Origin of the sequence: Myxococcus llanfairpwllgwyngyllgogerychwyrndrobwllllantysiliogogogochensis (assembly GCF_006636215.1) — a bacterium.
GTDB lineage: Bacteria > Myxococcota > Myxococcia > Myxococcales > Myxococcaceae > Myxococcus > Myxococcus llanfairpwllgwyngyllgogerychwyrndrobwllllantysiliogogogochensis.
The window spans coordinates 1-15,373 of sequence record NZ_VIFM01000261.1; the positions used below are offsets into that span (position 1 = coordinate 1).

General features: G+C 69.2%; 14 protein-coding genes. 9 read left to right on the plus strand and 5 right to left on the minus strand.

The annotated features are described in order from the left end of the window. The 4 genes from FJV41_RS39860 to FJV41_RS39875 all read left to right on the plus strand — a co-directional run. On the plus strand, positions 1 to 219 hold a 219-nt coding region (locus tag FJV41_RS39860; RefSeq protein WP_438616776.1), incomplete at its 5' end, for a phosphoribosylanthranilate isomerase. 5 nt (positions 220 to 224) lie between these two features. After that, positions 225 to 1,430 carry a tryptophan synthase subunit beta gene (trpB, locus tag FJV41_RS39865; protein ID WP_141647855.1) on the plus strand — a complete coding sequence of 402 codons (1,206 nt, stop codon included), beginning with the start codon at positions 225 to 227 and terminating at the stop codon, positions 1,428 to 1,430. Beyond that, a complete protein-coding gene (gene trpA / locus FJV41_RS39870) occupies positions 1,427 to 2,218 on the plus strand; it encodes a tryptophan synthase subunit alpha (RefSeq protein ID WP_141647856.1) in 792 nt (263 codons plus the stop codon). The genes trpB and trpA overlap by 4 nt, the downstream gene beginning before the upstream one ends. A 223-nt stretch (positions 2,219 to 2,441) precedes the next feature. Continuing rightward, the gene (locus FJV41_RS39875; RefSeq protein WP_141647857.1) at positions 2,442 to 2,657 is read left to right on the plus strand and encodes a hypothetical protein; all 216 of its coding nucleotides are present in this window, start codon (positions 2,442 to 2,444) and stop codon (positions 2,655 to 2,657) included. Positions 2,658 to 3,087: 430 nt separating this feature from the next. Here the strand turns inward: FJV41_RS39875 and FJV41_RS39880 are convergent, their stop codons facing one another. Next, positions 3,088 to 5,415 carry a glycosyltransferase family protein gene (locus FJV41_RS39880; protein ID WP_181791267.1) on the minus strand — a complete coding sequence of 776 codons (2,328 nt, stop codon included), beginning with the start codon at positions 5,413 to 5,415 and terminating at the stop codon, positions 3,088 to 3,090. A 177-nt stretch (positions 5,416 to 5,592) separates the two neighbouring features. Beyond that, entirely contained in the window at positions 5,593 to 6,009 is a 417-nt protein-coding gene (locus FJV41_RS39885; protein ID WP_141647859.1) for a hypothetical protein, read from the minus strand. Between the two features lie 139 nt (positions 6,010 to 6,148). Between FJV41_RS39885 and FJV41_RS39890 the strand changes: the two genes are divergently transcribed. Next, positions 6,149 to 6,745 carry a histidine phosphatase family protein gene (locus FJV41_RS39890; RefSeq protein ID WP_141647860.1) on the plus strand — a complete coding sequence of 199 codons (597 nt, stop codon included), beginning with the start codon at positions 6,149 to 6,151 and terminating at the stop codon, positions 6,743 to 6,745. 21 nt (positions 6,746 to 6,766) lie between these two features. Here the strand turns inward: FJV41_RS39890 and FJV41_RS39895 are convergent, their stop codons facing one another. From FJV41_RS39895 to FJV41_RS39905, 3 genes are all read right to left on the minus strand, one after another. Beyond that, entirely contained in the window at positions 6,767 to 7,246 is a 480-nt protein-coding gene (locus FJV41_RS39895) for a hypothetical protein (protein ID WP_141647861.1), read from the minus strand. 159 nt (positions 7,247 to 7,405) lie between these two features. Next, positions 7,406 to 7,969 (minus strand): anthranilate synthase component II, encoded by a 564-nt coding sequence (locus tag FJV41_RS39900; RefSeq protein WP_141647862.1) that lies wholly within the window; start codon positions 7,967 to 7,969, stop codon positions 7,406 to 7,408. Beyond that, positions 7,966 to 9,459: an anthranilate synthase component I family protein gene (locus tag FJV41_RS39905; RefSeq protein WP_141647867.1), complete on the minus strand. Its 1,494-nt coding sequence runs from the start codon at positions 9,457 to 9,459 to the stop codon at positions 7,966 to 7,968. Before FJV41_RS39905 ends, FJV41_RS39900 begins: the two co-directional genes overlap by 4 nt. A gap of 312 nt (positions 9,460 to 9,771) precedes the next feature. Between FJV41_RS39905 and FJV41_RS39910 the strand changes: the two genes are divergently transcribed. The 4 genes from FJV41_RS39910 to FJV41_RS39925 all read left to right on the plus strand — a co-directional run. Next, complete coding sequence (locus FJV41_RS39910; protein ID WP_141647863.1) at positions 9,772 to 10,797, plus strand: ligase-associated DNA damage response exonuclease; 1,026 nt, start codon at positions 9,772 to 9,774, stop codon at positions 10,795 to 10,797. A 3-nt stretch (positions 10,798 to 10,800) separates the two neighbouring features. Next, positions 10,801 to 12,396 (plus strand): ATP-dependent DNA ligase, encoded by a 1,596-nt coding sequence (locus FJV41_RS39915; protein ID WP_141647864.1) that lies wholly within the window; start codon positions 10,801 to 10,803, stop codon positions 12,394 to 12,396. Beyond that, complete coding sequence (locus FJV41_RS39920; protein WP_141647865.1) at positions 12,383 to 14,956, plus strand: ligase-associated DNA damage response DEXH box helicase; 2,574 nt, start codon at positions 12,383 to 12,385, stop codon at positions 14,954 to 14,956. The genes FJV41_RS39915 and FJV41_RS39920 overlap by 14 nt, the downstream gene beginning before the upstream one ends. Beyond that, the coding region (locus tag FJV41_RS39925; protein WP_141647866.1) for a metallophosphoesterase at positions 14,926 to 15,373 on the plus strand (448 nt) is incomplete at its 3' end. The genes FJV41_RS39920 and FJV41_RS39925, both read left to right, overlap by 31 nt.

Here is a 15,373-nt window from a genome sequence, read left to right on the forward strand (position 1 = left end):
GGCTTCGACTGGTCGCTGGTGGCGGGGCTGTCGGGGCATGGCGTGCCGGTGTTGGTGGCGGGTGGATTGAAGCCCTCCAACGTGGCGGAGGCGGTGCGCGCGACGCGGCCGTACGGAGTGGACGTGGCCAGCGGGGTGGAGTCGGCCCCGGGCATCAAGGACATGGACGCGGTGCGCGCCTTCGTGCGGGCCGCGAAGTCCATCAACCTCTGGGAGTGACAGGGATGAACACGGAGACTGCCGCCGGTCGCTTCGGGCGCTTCGGCGGGCGCTACGTGCCGGAGACGCTCGTCCCGGCGCTGATGGAACTGGAAGAGGCGTACGCGGCGGCTCGCGCGGACCCGACATTCGACGCGGAAGTGGCGCGGGTGCTGCGCGAGTTCGTGGGCAGGCCCACGACGCTGACGCCCGCGCGCCGGCTGACCGAGGCATGGGGGGGCGCGCACGTCTGGCTCAAGCGCGAGGACCTGGCGCACACGGGCGCGCATAAAATCAACAACACCGTGGGGCAGGTGTTGCTCGCGTTGCGCATGGGCAAGAAGCGCATCATCGCGGAGACGGGCGCGGGCCAGCACGGCGTCGCGACGGCCACCGCGTGCGCGCTCTTCGGTCTGCCGTGCGAGGTGTACATGGGCGCGCTGGACGTGGAGCGGCAGGCGCTCAACGTCTTCCGGATGCGCGCGCTGGGCGCGGTGGTGCGCCCCGTGGAGTCGGGCTCGCGGACGCTGAAGGACGCGATGAACGAGGCCATGCGCACCTGGGTGTCGCAGGTATCGGACACGCACTACGTCATCGGCAGCGCGGCGGGGCCGCATCCGTATCCGACGGTGGTGCGCGACTTCCAGGCCATCATCGGCAAGGAACTGCGCACGCAGGCGCAGGCCGCCTTCGGGAAGCTGCCGGATGCGATTGTGGCGTGCGTGGGTGGCGGTTCGAATGCGATTGGCGTGCTGCATCCGTTCATCGGCGACGCGAGCGTCCGACTCATCGGCGTGGAGGCGGGAGGCCATGGGCTGGACTCGGGTCAGCATGGTGCGTCGCTGACGCTGGGCTCGGAGGGCGTGTTGCACGGCTCGCGCTCGCTGGTGTTGCAGGACGGGGACGGACAGATTCAGGAGGCGCACAGCATCTCGGCGGGCCTGGACTATCCGGGTGTGGGGCCGGAGCTGGCGCATCTGGCGAAGACGGGGCGCATGGAAGTGCGCACCGCCACGGACGACGAGGCGCTGGCGGCGTTCTACGAGGTGGCCCGGATGGAGGGCATCCTCCCCGCGCTGGAGACGTCGCATGCGTTCGCGCGAGGCAGGGAGCTGGCGCGGGAGCTGGGCGTGGGTAGGTACCTGGTCATCAACTGCTCGGGCCGAGGGGACAAGGACGTCGCGACGATTTCCGCGCGAGGCGTCCCGCCCGCGGTGGGGGTGAAGGCGTGAGCGGAGATATCGCGAAGGCCTTCGCACGGGCGAAGGCGCGGGGCGAAGGCGCGCTGGTGGCGTATGCCATGGCGGGGGACCCGGACCTTGCTCGCTCGGTGGACGTGTTCACCGCGCTGGTGGAGGGTGGCGCGGACATCGTCGAGGTGGGCGTGGCGTTCAGCGACCCCATCGCCGACGGGCCCGTCATCCAGGGAGCCTCTGAGCGCGCGCTGAAGGCGGGCTCCACGCTGAAGCGCGTGCTGGAGGAAGTGGTGCCGGAGGTTCGTCGGCGCTGCCCGGAGACGCCACTGGTCATCATGACGTACGTCAACGTCATCATGGCGATGGGTGAGGAGCGCTTCGCGAAGCTGGCGCGTGAGCGCGGCGTGTCGGGAGCCATCCTTCCGGACCTGCCGCCCGAGGAGAGCGGGAGCCTGCGCGCCACGTTCGACGCGGCGGGCGTGGACCTGATTCCGCTGTGCGCGCCGACGACGCCGCGAGCGCGAGCGGAGGCCATCGCGAAGGACGCGCGCGGCTTCGTGTACTGCGTGTCGGTGGCGGGCGTAACGGGTATGCGCGCCGAGCTGCCGCCGGACCTGTCGCAGCGGTTGGACCTGGTGCGCAACGCCTCGCCGGTGCCGGTCGTCGCGGGCTTCGGCATCTCCAGCGCGGACCAGGCGCGGACATTGTCGGCGCATGCGGACGGCGTGGTGGTGGGCAGCGCCATCGTCCGGGCCGCGCACGCCGACGGGCCTCAGGCCGCCAAGGCGCTCTGCGCTGAAATCAAGCGCGGCCTGAAGCGCTGAGCGAAGAGGCTCGGATACGAGGGAGAACGGTGCGAGGAACCCGTCCTCGCGCATCGCCTCTCTCGTACCGCACGCGAAACTATCGGGACGCGTCACCCTGGACCATCTGCATGGCGAAGGGTGCGCACCTGCCATGTAGGAATCGTGATGAGACCGTGAGGAACCCCAAGCCCTCGCCATGTCTCATGACGGCCTTTCCGACGGAGTTGGAGAGGAGTCCTTCATGAGATGTGACAGCTGGGCCGGAGTGATGGCGACGGCACTGCTCGCGGCGAGCCCCACGCACGCGCAGATGGAACCACAAGCAGTCTCCCCACTGGCGTGCCTGCTCACGGCATCGCATGGGGCGCTCCGAATCCACTTCGAAATCAATCGCTGTTACTTCAGCGAGTCGGGGACGGTGAACCTCGTCCTGACGCCCTTCGTGGCGAAGATTTAAGGAGGATACGACTCAGGGCTCTACTTCAGCCTCCGAGTGTCACAGCGGACGCTCTCACCCATCGCCGGATACCAGATGGTCCGCGAGCTGGTGGATGCAGCCACCCAGCAAGAGACAGCGCCCGATTGCGGAGACAATGGGAGCTATCGGGCGGCCCTTGAGTGGAGCTGCGATACCCGGAGCGCCGTCGGCTGGCAGACCACAGTGATTAGCGCCCCCACCTGCTACGCGGACGTCTTTCCCGATCTTCCCTATGGGACCGCTACGCACAAGGGGACCGCCATGGACACGAAAGCGAAGGAGCCGTTCTACCTGCGCGCCTACGGCATCCATCGCGTTGCGAACCGGATGCTCCGAGAGGGCCTGCGCTGACCCGCCAGCGAGGCGCGAGCACGCGGCGCGCATCCAGGGGTGTCCCACCCGAATCGCCTCACGCGGACCGCGCTCGTCGCCCGCGAGCCACAACCATCCCAAGCAGCCCCAGGAACGTCAGAGCGGAGACACCCAGGCCCCACCGCGCGGGCAGGTCTCGATAGACCATCGTCACCTGATGGCGGCCCGCCTTCACCGGCACGGCACGCACCGCGACGTTGGCTGGAAGAATCGGAGCCTCCACGCCATCCACTGACGCGGTCCACCCCGGGAACCACGCGTCATTCACAACAAGCACCGCGTCGCGAGGGCTCTCCACCTCAAACACCAGGGACTCCGCCTCGTACCGCTCCACCCTCACCTGCCCTCCCACGGCGGACGTGTCCCCCGTGGCCAGGCCGGGCCCGGCCGCACCACACTCGACGAGCGCCACCCGACCGGAGCGAACGAGCGTGTCCTCCAACAGCGGCATCGCGGTCTCATACGAGTCGACACAGCGGGCATTCGCCAGGAACACACGCGGCAGGACTCCCGGGTGCTCCACCATCACCGCCCCCAGCGAAGCGTCCGCTCCCACGAGCTTCCTTCCCGCGGCCTCGAGTGGCTTCCACTCCATGACCGGGTGGACTGAATAGGCCACCGAGAACAGGGGGGCTCGTACGAGGAACCACGGCGTCACTTCCTTGACGATAGCGCGCACCCGCCGGCTCCCGCCGGGCAGGTGCACCTCCGCGCTCTCCAGTCCCCACAGGCCCGGCGTGTCCGGCATGAGCGTCTGCACCGAGCCGAGCGAGCGCCGCTGCAGCGGATCAAGCCCCTCTATCTTCGACGTGAGCCCAGCCACGTCATAGTGGGAGGCCACCCGAACGGGCACCCGTTCCTCCACGCGAGGGCGCGCGAGGATTTCCTCGACGAACGGAGGCGGCGTGGACAGCACCTCGGGCGTAAGCAATTCATAGAGCCCCTCGCTCGCCACGGCGCTCGATACGAACTGCGTCACCAGCAACACCCCAGCGCTCCAGCGAGGCTGGAGCATCCCGCCCCCGCAGAGCGCCGCGCCCGCCGAGGCCACGAGACAGACGATGACGAACCGCGACGAGAGCAGCTCGCGAAGGTCCTCCGGCATCTCCGGCCAGCGAGGCACCAACAATCCCGAGGTGAAGGCCTGCCCCCACCGCTCGGCCGCGGCGAGCACGAGACACCCCACCACCACCGTCACCGCCAGCCGGAGAAAGGCCCGTCGAGCCTCGCCCTGGAACACGCCCTTCCATCCCAGCGCCGCCAGGAAACAAACACCCAGCCCCAGGAAGGGAACGAGCTTGGAGGGATAGCGGAACACGCGCCATGGAGGGACCCACGCATATGCGGCCCCATAGAGCGGCAGCGCATCCCCCAGCGAAAGCCCCAGGGCGAGCAGCCACACGCTCCCCCACAGCCACAGCGTCCGTGAACGACGATGTCGCCACGCGCCCGCCCCCGCGAGGAGGAGCACGGGCACCCCCAGGTGGATGGAGCTCACCCAGAAGCTCGCGAAACCCGAGGGAGCCAGCTTGATGACGACGGCCCTCGACGCCTCCGGTACCTGCTCGGGAAACACCAGATACGGCCCCAGCAACGGTTCGAGCAGCCGCAGTGGATGGAGCGAGAACTCCTGCGCGATGTCGAGCGTCCGGCCCCCCGCTTCAGCCGTCCCCATCAAGGCCACGGACGAGAACAACTGCGGCGCGGCCAGCAGAGTCCCCACCCCGAGCACCCCCAACATGGCCAACAGCCGGGAGCGCTGAGCGACAGCGGGCCCGGAGAGCGCGAGCAACACCACCAGCCCATACGTCACACAGAAGGCCTGCACGTCCCCCGCGAACAACACGAGCGCGAGCAACGCTCCCGCGAGCAGCAACCGCCCCGGCCCCGGCGCGCGAAGCTGTCGCTCCGAGGCCCACAGCGCCCATGGGACCGTGGCCGCGGCCATCAGGTAGCAGAGGTTGTTGGTGATGCAGACCAGGTAGCCGCTGAAGGCATACGCCATCCCTGCCAGGAACGCGCCCGGCCGAGGCACCTCCCACAGTCGAGTCAGCGCATATCCCCCCAGCAGCGCGACCGGGAAACACAGCAGGATGTTCGCGTTGAAGGCCTGGTCCAGCGAGAGCAACAGGTACAGCAACTTGCTCGGATGAAAAGGCGCGACGACCAGCGTGCCCGCGTAGGGCTGACCGAACCCATCCAGCGTCAGCCACTCCGGAAACCGGCCCGCCAGCACCGCCTCGCGCCAGTAGTGGAACACCGGCAGGTAGACGTGCAGCGAATCGCGCTCGCTGAACATCTCCCCCGTGAGCGGCACCCGGTGGAAGTAGAGCGCCGTCAAGCCCAGGGCACAGGCCACCAGCAACAGCCACTCGGACCGCGCGGCATGTACGCGCGCGCGCTGCGAAGGCTCACTCGAAGGAAGGGCGGGGGAAGTGGATTCTGGAGAGGACACGCGAGCAGCCCTGGGCGAGGCGTCGCCCGGCGCGAGCATAGTTCAGGACGCGTGCCCGGCACGGCAGAAGCACCGCACCTCGCCACCTCAAGGAGAGGCCGAGCGAGCCTTCTCCCAGATGGCCCGGTAGTCATACGTCGGGTAGAACTCCGTGCGGAACGCGCCCCACGCGCCCTTCTCGAACGCGAGGTTCACCTCGCGCAGTTTCTCGGGAGGAAGCCGCACGGTGACGACCTGTCCCACGCCCATCATCACGTACCAGGACACCACCTCCACGCCGGGCGGCGGGAAGCTCTTGCGAAAGCCCGTGCGGTCCAGGTGCGCGTTGATCTCCTCCAGCGTCTTGCCCTGGTCGTGCTTCATGAAGATGGTCAGCAACATCGTGCCGTCCGTGCTGGCCCCCTTCCCCGCGGGAGCCTGCGCATGTCCCGGCAAGGCCAGCGTCGAGGCCAGGAGCAACGCGAGGACGGTGGAAGCCTGGGGCAACGGGCGGAGGTGACGCATGCGTGACTCCTCGGGAGCAACGTGAATCACCCCAGGGTGCGGTGGACGACGCACGGGTTCAAGCCTCGCGCGTCCGTCGTTGGACAGCGGACCAGATGAAGCGCGCGCCTGGGACGGCGTGGATGGCACAATCCGACCAATGAAAACGCGGGGTCCGCAGGTGGTGCTCGTCCGTCACGGAGAGACGGCATGGAGCCGCAGTGGCCAGCACACGGGGCGCACGGACGTCCCGCTGCTGGAGGAGGGTCGGAAGATGGCGGCGCTGCTCGGCGCCCCCCTGCGCGCCTGGACCTTCTCCCAGGTGTGGAGCAGCCCCCTGAGCCGGGCCTTCGAGACCTGCGCGCTGGCCGGCTACGGCGACGCGGCCCAGCGGCGTGATGACCTCATGGAGTGGGACTACGGCGACCACGAGGGCCGCACCGGCGCGGAGATTCGCGTGGAACACCCCGGCTGGACGGTGTGGAAGGACGGCGTGCCCCACGGCGAGACAGTGCAACAGGTGGGCGCTCGCGCGGACCAGGTCATCGCCGATGCCCGCGAGGAGAAGGGAGACATCCTCATCTTCTCCCACGGCCACTTCCTGCGCGTGCTCGCCTCGCGCTGGCTGGGCCTCCCGCCGGATGATGGTCGACTGTTCCTCTTGAGCACCGGATCCATCAGTGTGCTCGGCTCCGACGGAGATGCCGCCCAGCCGGCACTCGCCAGCTGGAACGACACCACCCACCTCAAGGGGTGAGCCACGCCACGCGGCGCGGGCTCAGCACTCTCCGCAGCTCAGCACCGAACCACTGCTCGTCTGCTCGTAGTCAGTGCACGAGGCGCCCGCCGGATTGAAGCACACGCGATAGCGCTCCTGCGCGCCCATGAGCGCGGGGTTGGGCTCGCGGTAGAGGATGCCGCAACACGGGGGCAGCAGCTCCGCGCCGTCCTTCGCGGGAGGCGCCTCGGCGGCGACGCCGTTCGGACAGCCCCAGGGGTCCTCCTCGCAGACCCAGCGCGTGCCACAGGCGGAATTGATGCCGCAGTAGCTCCCACCCACGGAGTACCAGGGAGACCAGTTCGCGCAGGAGTCGTAGCCCGGGCACATGCCCAGCGCCGAGTCCACGCTGGTCAGCTCCATCTCCTCCACCGGTACGCCCTGTCCACCTTCCGCGGACGACGCGCCTCCGCACGCGCCCAGCATCAGCGCGCCGAACACCACGGCAAGACCGCGCAACACCACGCTTCGGTTTCTCATCGAGGCTCCCTTCCGGCGCCGACCCCGGGAGGGGGCCTCGGTCGCCGGAAGGGCGATGCTACGCATGCGGGTTTCCACGCCCTGGAGCCCTGCTTCGTCGCAATCCAGACAGAGTCAGTCGAGCGACAATGACCCAGCCCCACAGGGCGATTCCCTTCTCTACAGGCGCCCCTCCAGGAAGTTCTTCACCAGGGTGGGTCCCTCGGGAGTCAGCACGCTCTCCGGATGGAATTGGAAGCCCACCACGGGCTTCTCGCGGTGGCGCAGCGCCATGACGAGCCCGTCCTGGCTCCACGCGATGGGCTCCAGTTCGGACGGCAGCGAGGACGCTTCCACGATGAGCGAGTGGTAGCGCGCGGCCTGGAACCCCTGGCTCGCGCCGGTGAAGACACCCGAGCCGCCGTGCTGGATGCGCGCGGACTTGCCGTGCACCGGCTCCGGCGCGCGTATCACCTTGCCGCCGAAGGCCGCGCCAATGGACTGATGTCCCAGGCACACGCCCAGCACCGGCACGCGGGACTGGGCAATCGCGGCCACACTGATTCCGGCCTCATGCGGCGTACAGGGGCCCGGGGAAATCACCAGGTGCGAGGCCCCCTGCGCCGCGACACCCGCGATATCGAGCGTGTCATTGCGCACCACCTTCACCTCGGCGCCCAGCGTGTAGAGGAGCTGGACGAGGTTGAAGGTGAATGAGTCGTAGTTGTCGATGACGAGAATCATCGGCCACCTCCCTCACGAGCCAGCCGGAGCGCGGCGGCCATGGCGCCCGCCTTGGCCTCCGTCTCATCGGCTTCCTTCGACGGCACCGAGTCCGCCACCAGTCCCGCGCCCGCGGTCCACATGGTCCGGTCTCCATCCACGAAGAAGGTGCGCAGGGCGATGGCCACGTCCAGCGTGCCGCAGAAGGACAGGTAGCCCACCGCGCCCGAGTAGGGCCCGCGCCGCTGCACCTCCAGCTCGTCGATGATCTGCATCGCGCGAATCTTCGGCGCCCCGGACACGGTGCCAGCGGGGAAGGTGCTGGCCAGCGCATCGAGCGCGTCGAACTTCGAGTCCAGCTTCCCGCGCACCTGCGAGACGATGTGCATCACGTGGCTGTAGCGCTCGATGACCATCAGGTCCTCGACGCGCACCGAGCCCGGCGCCGCCACGCGACCCACGTCATTGCGGCCCAGGTCCACCAGCATGATGTGCTCGGCGCGTTCCTTCTCGTCCGCGAGCAGCTCCTTCTCCAACGCCAGGTCCTCCGCCTCGGAGGCTCCGCGCCGCCGCGTGCCGGCGATGGGGCGCACCACCACGTCCCCGTCGCGCACCTGCACGAGCAGCTCCGGCGATGCACCCACCAGCGCGCGCGCCTCGCCCAGCTCCACCAGGAACAGGTACGGCGAGGGGTTCACGCGCCGCAGCGCGCGATAGAGCGACAAGGGAGGAGGCGCGCCTCGCGACTCGAAGCGTCGCGCGAGCACCACCTGGAAGATGTCGCCCGCGCGGATGTATTCCTTCGAGCGCTCCACCGCGGCCTCGTAGCTGGCGCGGTCCCAGCAGGCCACGGGCTCCCCATCGCCCTTCATGCGAGGCGAAGGTGCATAGGCCTCCGGAGGCAGCGGCTTGAGGAGTCGCTCGGCCATGGACTGCGCGCGGTCCTCCGCGTCCTTCAGCGCGACGGCCACGCTGGCATGCAGCGAGGGCCGGGCGATGGCGGTGACCTTGAGCGTCCCCGTGCGCGAGTCGTGGGTGACGAAGTCCTCGGAGATGAGCCACTCGGAGTCCGGAAAGGACGTGTCGCGAGGGTGCCGGTCCGGAACGGTGGGCTCCATCCACGAGACGCAGTTGTAGTCCATGTACCCCACGAGCCCGCCGAGGAACGGCGCCTCACCGGGGAGCCGGGCCACCGCGAGCTCACGCCACAAGGAGCGCAGCACGTCCATCGGCTTGCCGTCGCGCCGCTCCTCGCGCGAGCCACGCCACACGGTGGCGCCGTGCGCGTCCAGGCGCACGCGCCCCGCGGCGTGGGTGCCCACGTGGCTGTAGCGCCCGAAGCGCTCGCCGCCGTAGCACGACTCGAGGATGAAACCGCGCGAGCCTCCGCCCAGCTTCAGATACGCCGACAGCGGCGTGTCGAGGTCCGCCGGCAACTCCACCGAGACCGGCACTGCCTCGCCCTGCTCCGCGCGCTGGCGGTAGGCCGCCTTCCGCTCCTGTGCATCCATGGTCATGACCTCTCCCCCGCTACCGCATTGTCTCCGTCCTCCAGACGACCGAGGACTTCGCTCCGGGTGGCGGCTCCCGCGCGACCTTCAAGCGCACGCAAGCCGCGCCCCCGCGGCGCGGTCCTCGGTGTAGCGCGGCGGACGTGTCCCGGCGAGGACCATCGGCGAGCCCCGGGCCGCCATTCCCGGTGAAGCCGTCAAGGCGGGGAGTGATGACCGGGCGGCTGGCGACCATCCCAGGAACCAGGGCGGGTAAGAGGCCTGCGCACCCCGGTGGTCGTGCTCGGAAGCCCTCGTTATTTCTGAAGGACCGTGGACGCCTCCGTCTCCTTCCAGGCCCGAAGGCCGCTCGTCACAGTGACGCCCCACGGGCTCTATTGTGAGCCTGGAGGTTTCCACATCGACCCCTGGCGTCCGGTGGAACGGGCGCTCATCACCCATGCGCATGGGGACCACGCGCGCTCGGGCCACCAACGCTACCTGGGCACCCGAGCGGGCGAGGCCCTGCTGCGACGTCGAGTGGGCGCCGACTCACACATCGACACCCTGGAGTATGGCGAGTCGCTGAAGCTCGGCGACGTCACCGTGAGCTTCCACCCCGCGGGCCACGTGTTGGGGAGCGCGCAGGTTCGCCTTGAGCACCAGGGCGAGGTGTGGGTCGTCTCTGGCGACTACAAGCGGGCGGCGGACCCGACGTGCGCGCCCTTCGAGGTGGTGCGCTGCCACACCTTCATCACCGAGGCGACGTTCGGCCTGCCCATCTTCCGCTGGGACGATGCGCGCGAAGTGGCGGAGGACATGCTGCGGTGGTGGGACGCGAATCGCGCGGTGGGACGCTCGGCGGTGCTGTTCTGCTACGCCCTGGGCAAGGCCCAGCGAATCCTCGCGGAGCTGGCGCGACTGACGGACCGGACCGCCTTCATCCATGGCGCGCTGCACGGGTTGGTGGAGGCCTACCGGGGCGCGGGCGTGAAGATGCTGCCCACGCAGCTCGTATCGGAGGTGGAGAAGGGCACGTCCTTCGCGGGCGCGCTGGTGCTGGCGCCTCCGAGCGCGGGCGGCTCCACCTGGATGCGGCGGTTCGGCGAGGCGGAGACAGGCTTCGCTTCGGGCTGGATGCGCGTGCGCGGCAACAGGCGGCGACGAGGCTTCGACCGGGGCTTCGTGCTGTCGGACCATGCGGACTGGCCCGCGCTGCTGCGCACGGTCGCGGACACAGGCGCGGAGCGGGTGCTGACGACACACGGCTCCGCCGAGCCCCTGGCGCGCTACCTCCGCGAGCAAGGCGTGGACGCATCCCCACTGGCGACCCCGTTCGAGGGCGAGGCGGAGGACTGACCCATGCGACGACTCGCGGACCTGTACGAGCGCCTGGACCAGACCACCTCCACGAACGCGAAGGTGGAGGCCCTCACGCGCTACTTCCAGGAAGCGCCCCCCGAAGACGCCGCGTGGGCGCTGTACTTCCTCACGGGACAGAAGCTGAAGCGACTGCTCACCACGAAGCTGCTGGTGGGATGGACCCAGGAGCTGACGGGCATTCCCGACTGGCTGTTCGCGGAGGTGTACGCGTCCGTCGGGGACCTGGCGGAAGTCATCGCCCTGCTGCTGGACAACCTGGAGCGACCGAGCGCACCGGAAGAACTCCCGCTGTCTCTATGGCTCACCCAGCGACTCATGCCCCTGCGTGCGCTGGATGTGACGGCGCAGCGCGAGCAGGTGGTGTCCTGGTGGCGGTCGATGCCTCGGCGAGAAGTCTTCCTGTTGAACAAGATGCTCACCGGGGAGCTGCGCGTGGGCGTCTCATCCACCCTGGTGGTTCGCGCACTCGCGAAGGTGGCGGGGCTTCCCGCGCCGGACGTCGCGCACCGGTTGATGGGGACCTGGACGCCCTCGAAGGAGTTCTTCCAGCAGCTTGTCTCGCCGGACGTCTCGGATGGGCACCATTCGCGCCCGTATCCGTTCTATCTGGCGTCTCCCCTGGAGCAACCGCCGGAGTCCCTGGGCGACCTCTCCGAGTGGCTGGTCGAATGGAAGTGGGATGGCATTCGAGGCCAGCTCATCCATCGGCGGGGCGACGTCTATCTCTGGAGTCGGGGAGAGGAGCTCATCACCGACCGCTTCCCCGAAATCACCGACGCGGCGAAGGCTCTCCCCGAAGGCACGGTGCTGGACGGCGAGGTGTTGGCGTACGAGGACGGCAAGCCCCTGCCCTTCGCGCGGCTCCAGCGTCGAATCGGTCGGCAGAAGCTGACGCCCCGGGTGCTCGCGGAGGCTCCCGCCGCGTTCATCGCCTACGATTTGCTGGAACAGGACGGACAGGACCTGCGGGCGCTGCCGCTGCGCGAGCGTCGCGAGCGACTGGCCGCGCTGCTCAAGCACCATCCCGCCTTCCCGCTGTCCCCCGCCGTGGAGGCGTCCTCGTGGGAGGCCCTGGCGCACACTCGAAGCGAGGCACGTGAGCGGAACGTCGAGGGCTTCATGCTCAAGCGTTCGAGCTCCGCGTACCTCACGGGGCGCAAGCGTGGCGATTGGTGGAAGTGGAAGATCGACCCGTTCACCGTGGACGCGGTGCTGCTCTACGCGCATCCGGGACACGGCCGACGCTCTTCGCTGTACACCGATTACACCTTCGCCGTGTGGAACGGCACGGACCTGCTGCCGGTGACGAAGGCGTATTCGGGCCTCACGGACGAAGAGATTGGCCGACTGGACCGGTGGATTCGCGCGCACACGCGCGAGAAGTTTGGACCGGTGCGCTCGGTGGAGCCCGAGCAGGTCTTCGAGCTGCACTTCGAGGGCATCCAGAAGTCACCCCGCCACAAGTCGGGCGTCGCGCTGCGCTTCCCTCGCATCGCCCGCTGGCGCACGGACAAGAAACCAGGGGACGCCGACTCGCTGGACTCGCTCAAGGAGCTGCTCCATGCCGGCGCGTAGGTCGCCCTCGCTCCGAGCCCAACTCCAGGCCAGGAGAAAGGCACTCCATGGCGACACGGCATCGGCTCCCGCGACCCCGCGGAGGAAGAAACCTCGCCCAGGAGCGCGCTCACCTCCGGCCGTGAGAAGCCCTCCCCTGGAGCGACTTCGCGGCTGGTTCACGTCGAAGGGTTGGACGCCCTACGCCTTCCAGGAGGAAGCCTGGGCCGCGTATGCGCGCGGGGACAGTGGGCTCATCCATGTCCCCACGGGCGCGGGAAAGACGTACGCCGCCTATCTCGCGCCGCTGGCGGAGGTGGCCGAGCACGGAGAGAAGGGGCTCCAGATTCTCTACGTGACGCCGCTGCGCGCGGTGTCACGCGACGTGGAGCAGGCCCTTCGCGAGCCGCTGAGCGTGCTGGATGCGGACCTCGAAGTGGAGAGCCGCACCGGAGACACCTCCTCCTCGGTGCGACAGCGACAACGGCAGCGCCTTCCCGAAGTGCTCATCACCACACCGGAGTCGCTCTCGGTGATGTTGTCGAACGAGCGCGCACCGGAGCTGTTCTCCTCGCTGCGCGCAGTCATCGTGGACGAGTGGCACGAGCTGCTTGGCTCCAAGCGAGGCACGCAGACGGAGCTCGCCCTGGCGCGATTGCGAGGCTTCGCGCCACGCATGCGCACCTGGGCGCTGTCCGCCACGCTGGCCAACCTGGAGCAAGCCGCCCGACACGCGGTCGGCACCCGCGTCCGCCCCACCCTCGTCAGCGCGGACCTGGAGCGCCCGGTGGACGTGGAGACATTGCTGCCGGACGAGGTGGACACCTTTCCATGGGCGGGACATCTGGGCTTCACCATGCTGGCCCGCGTCGCCGCGCGATTGGACCCGGCGCAATCCACGCTCATCTTCACCAACACGCGCTCCCAGGCGGAGCGCTGGTTCGAGGGCCTGCGCTTCGCGCGTCCCGAGTGGGAACACCTGCTCGCGCTGCACCATGGGTCCATCGACCGTGACGAGCGGGAGCGCGTGGAGCGCGGACTCAAGGACGGCTCCCTGCGCATCGTCGTGTGTACCTCGTCGCTGGACCTGGGCGTGGACTTCGGCCCCGTCGAGCGAGTGGTGCAGGTGGGCAGCCCCAAGGGCATCGGCCGAACGCTCCAGCGCGCGGGACGCGGAGCCCACCGCCCCGAGGCCACATGCAACATCCTCTTCGTTCCCACGCACGCACTCGAGCTGGTGGAGATGGCCGCCGCCCGAGATGCCCTCGCACGCAAGGAAGTCGAGCCGCGCGAGCCTCCCAGCAAGCCCTTGGACGTGCTGGCCCAGCATCTGGTGACGTGCGCGCTCGGAGGCGGCTTCACTCGAGAAGCCCTGCGCCATGAGGTGCGCGGCGCCGCGGCCTACGCGGACCTCACCGATGAGGAGTTCGACTGGACGCTCACGCTGGTCCGTGAAGGCGGCCCCACGCTGACCGCCTACCCGGAGTTCCGCCGAGTCGAGGAGCACGAGGGACGCTTCGTCGTGAAGGACGCCCGCGTCGCCCGGCTGCACCGCCTCAACATCGGCACCATCAGCTCCGACGCCGTGGTGGAGCTGCGCTACTGGAGCGGGGGACGGTTGGGCAGCGTGGAGGAGTCCTATGTCAGCCGGCTGCGCCCGGGAGACACCTTCCAGTTCGCCGGAAAGAAGCTGGAGCTCGGCCGACTCCAGGGGCTCACCGCGTATGTGCGGCCCGCGAAATCGAAGGTGACGCGAACACCGCGCTGGGGCGGCAGTCGCCTTCCACTGTCCACCTCACTGGCCGCCGCCGTCCGCCGCACCCTCGACTCCGCGCGCCACGGCGACGTCACCTCCGACGAGCTCGCCGCCGCGTGGCCCGTCCTGGAGGCCCAGGAGCGACTGTCGCGCATCCCCGCTGCGGGCTCGCTGCTGGCGGAGATGTGTCAGACGCGCGACGGGCACCACCTCTTCCTCTATCCCTTCGAGGGACGACGGGTGCACGAAGGACTCGCGGCCCTGCTCGCCCTGCGGCTGACGCGACTCCAGAAGGCCACCTTCAGTGTGTCCGTGAATGACTACGGACTGGAGCTGCTCAGCCCCGCACCCTTTCCCTTCGAGGAAGCCCTGCGCCCCCGCCTCTTCACGCGCGAGCGCCTGGTGGAAGATGTCCTCGAGAGCGTCAACGTGGGCGAGCTGACGAAGCGTCAGTTCCGGGACATCGCCCGCGTTGCGGGCCTGGTGCTGCCCGGGCTCCCCGGAGCGCGCAAGTCCACGCGGCAGGTACAGACGAGCGCCGCCCTCCTCCATGATGTCTTCGCCCGCTATGACCCGGGGCACCTGCTGCTCACCCAGGCCCGCCGCGAGGTGCTGGAGCAGCAGTTCGAGCAGGGCCGCCTGGAGCGCGCGCTGGAACGCCTGGAGTCGAGCCCCCTGGAGCTGCTCCATGTCCGGAGGCCCACGCCCCTGGCCTTTCCGCTCGTCGTCGAGCGCATCAGCGCGAGCCTCTCCAGCGAGTCCCTGCTGGAGCGGGTGGAGCGCATGAAGGAGCGATGGACGCGAGACGATGCCAGGTCCGCGTAGGCGGCACCCCACTGGAGCTTCTTCCAGAACGAGCCCTGCACTGGCCCGAAGCCCGCACGCTCGCGGTGGCCGACCTGCACTGGGGCAAGACGGAGAGCTTCCAACAACACGGCATCCCCCTTCCCCTGGGGGTGCTCGAGGACGACCTGGCCCGCCTGTCCTCGGCGCTCACCACCACGGGCGCCCGTCGGCTGCTCGTCCTGGGAGACCTCGTCCACTCCAGGGAAGGCCTCACCCCCGCGCTCATCCGAAGGCTCGCGGACTGGCGCGCCTCCCACGCCGACGTGGAGCTGGTGCTGGTCCGGGGCAACCATGACCTCCGCGCGGGACCCCTGCCAGCGGAGTGGCACCTGGACGTCCACGAGTCCCACCTGGATGAGGGCCCCTTCCGCTTCGCCCACCACCCCACCCCCTCAG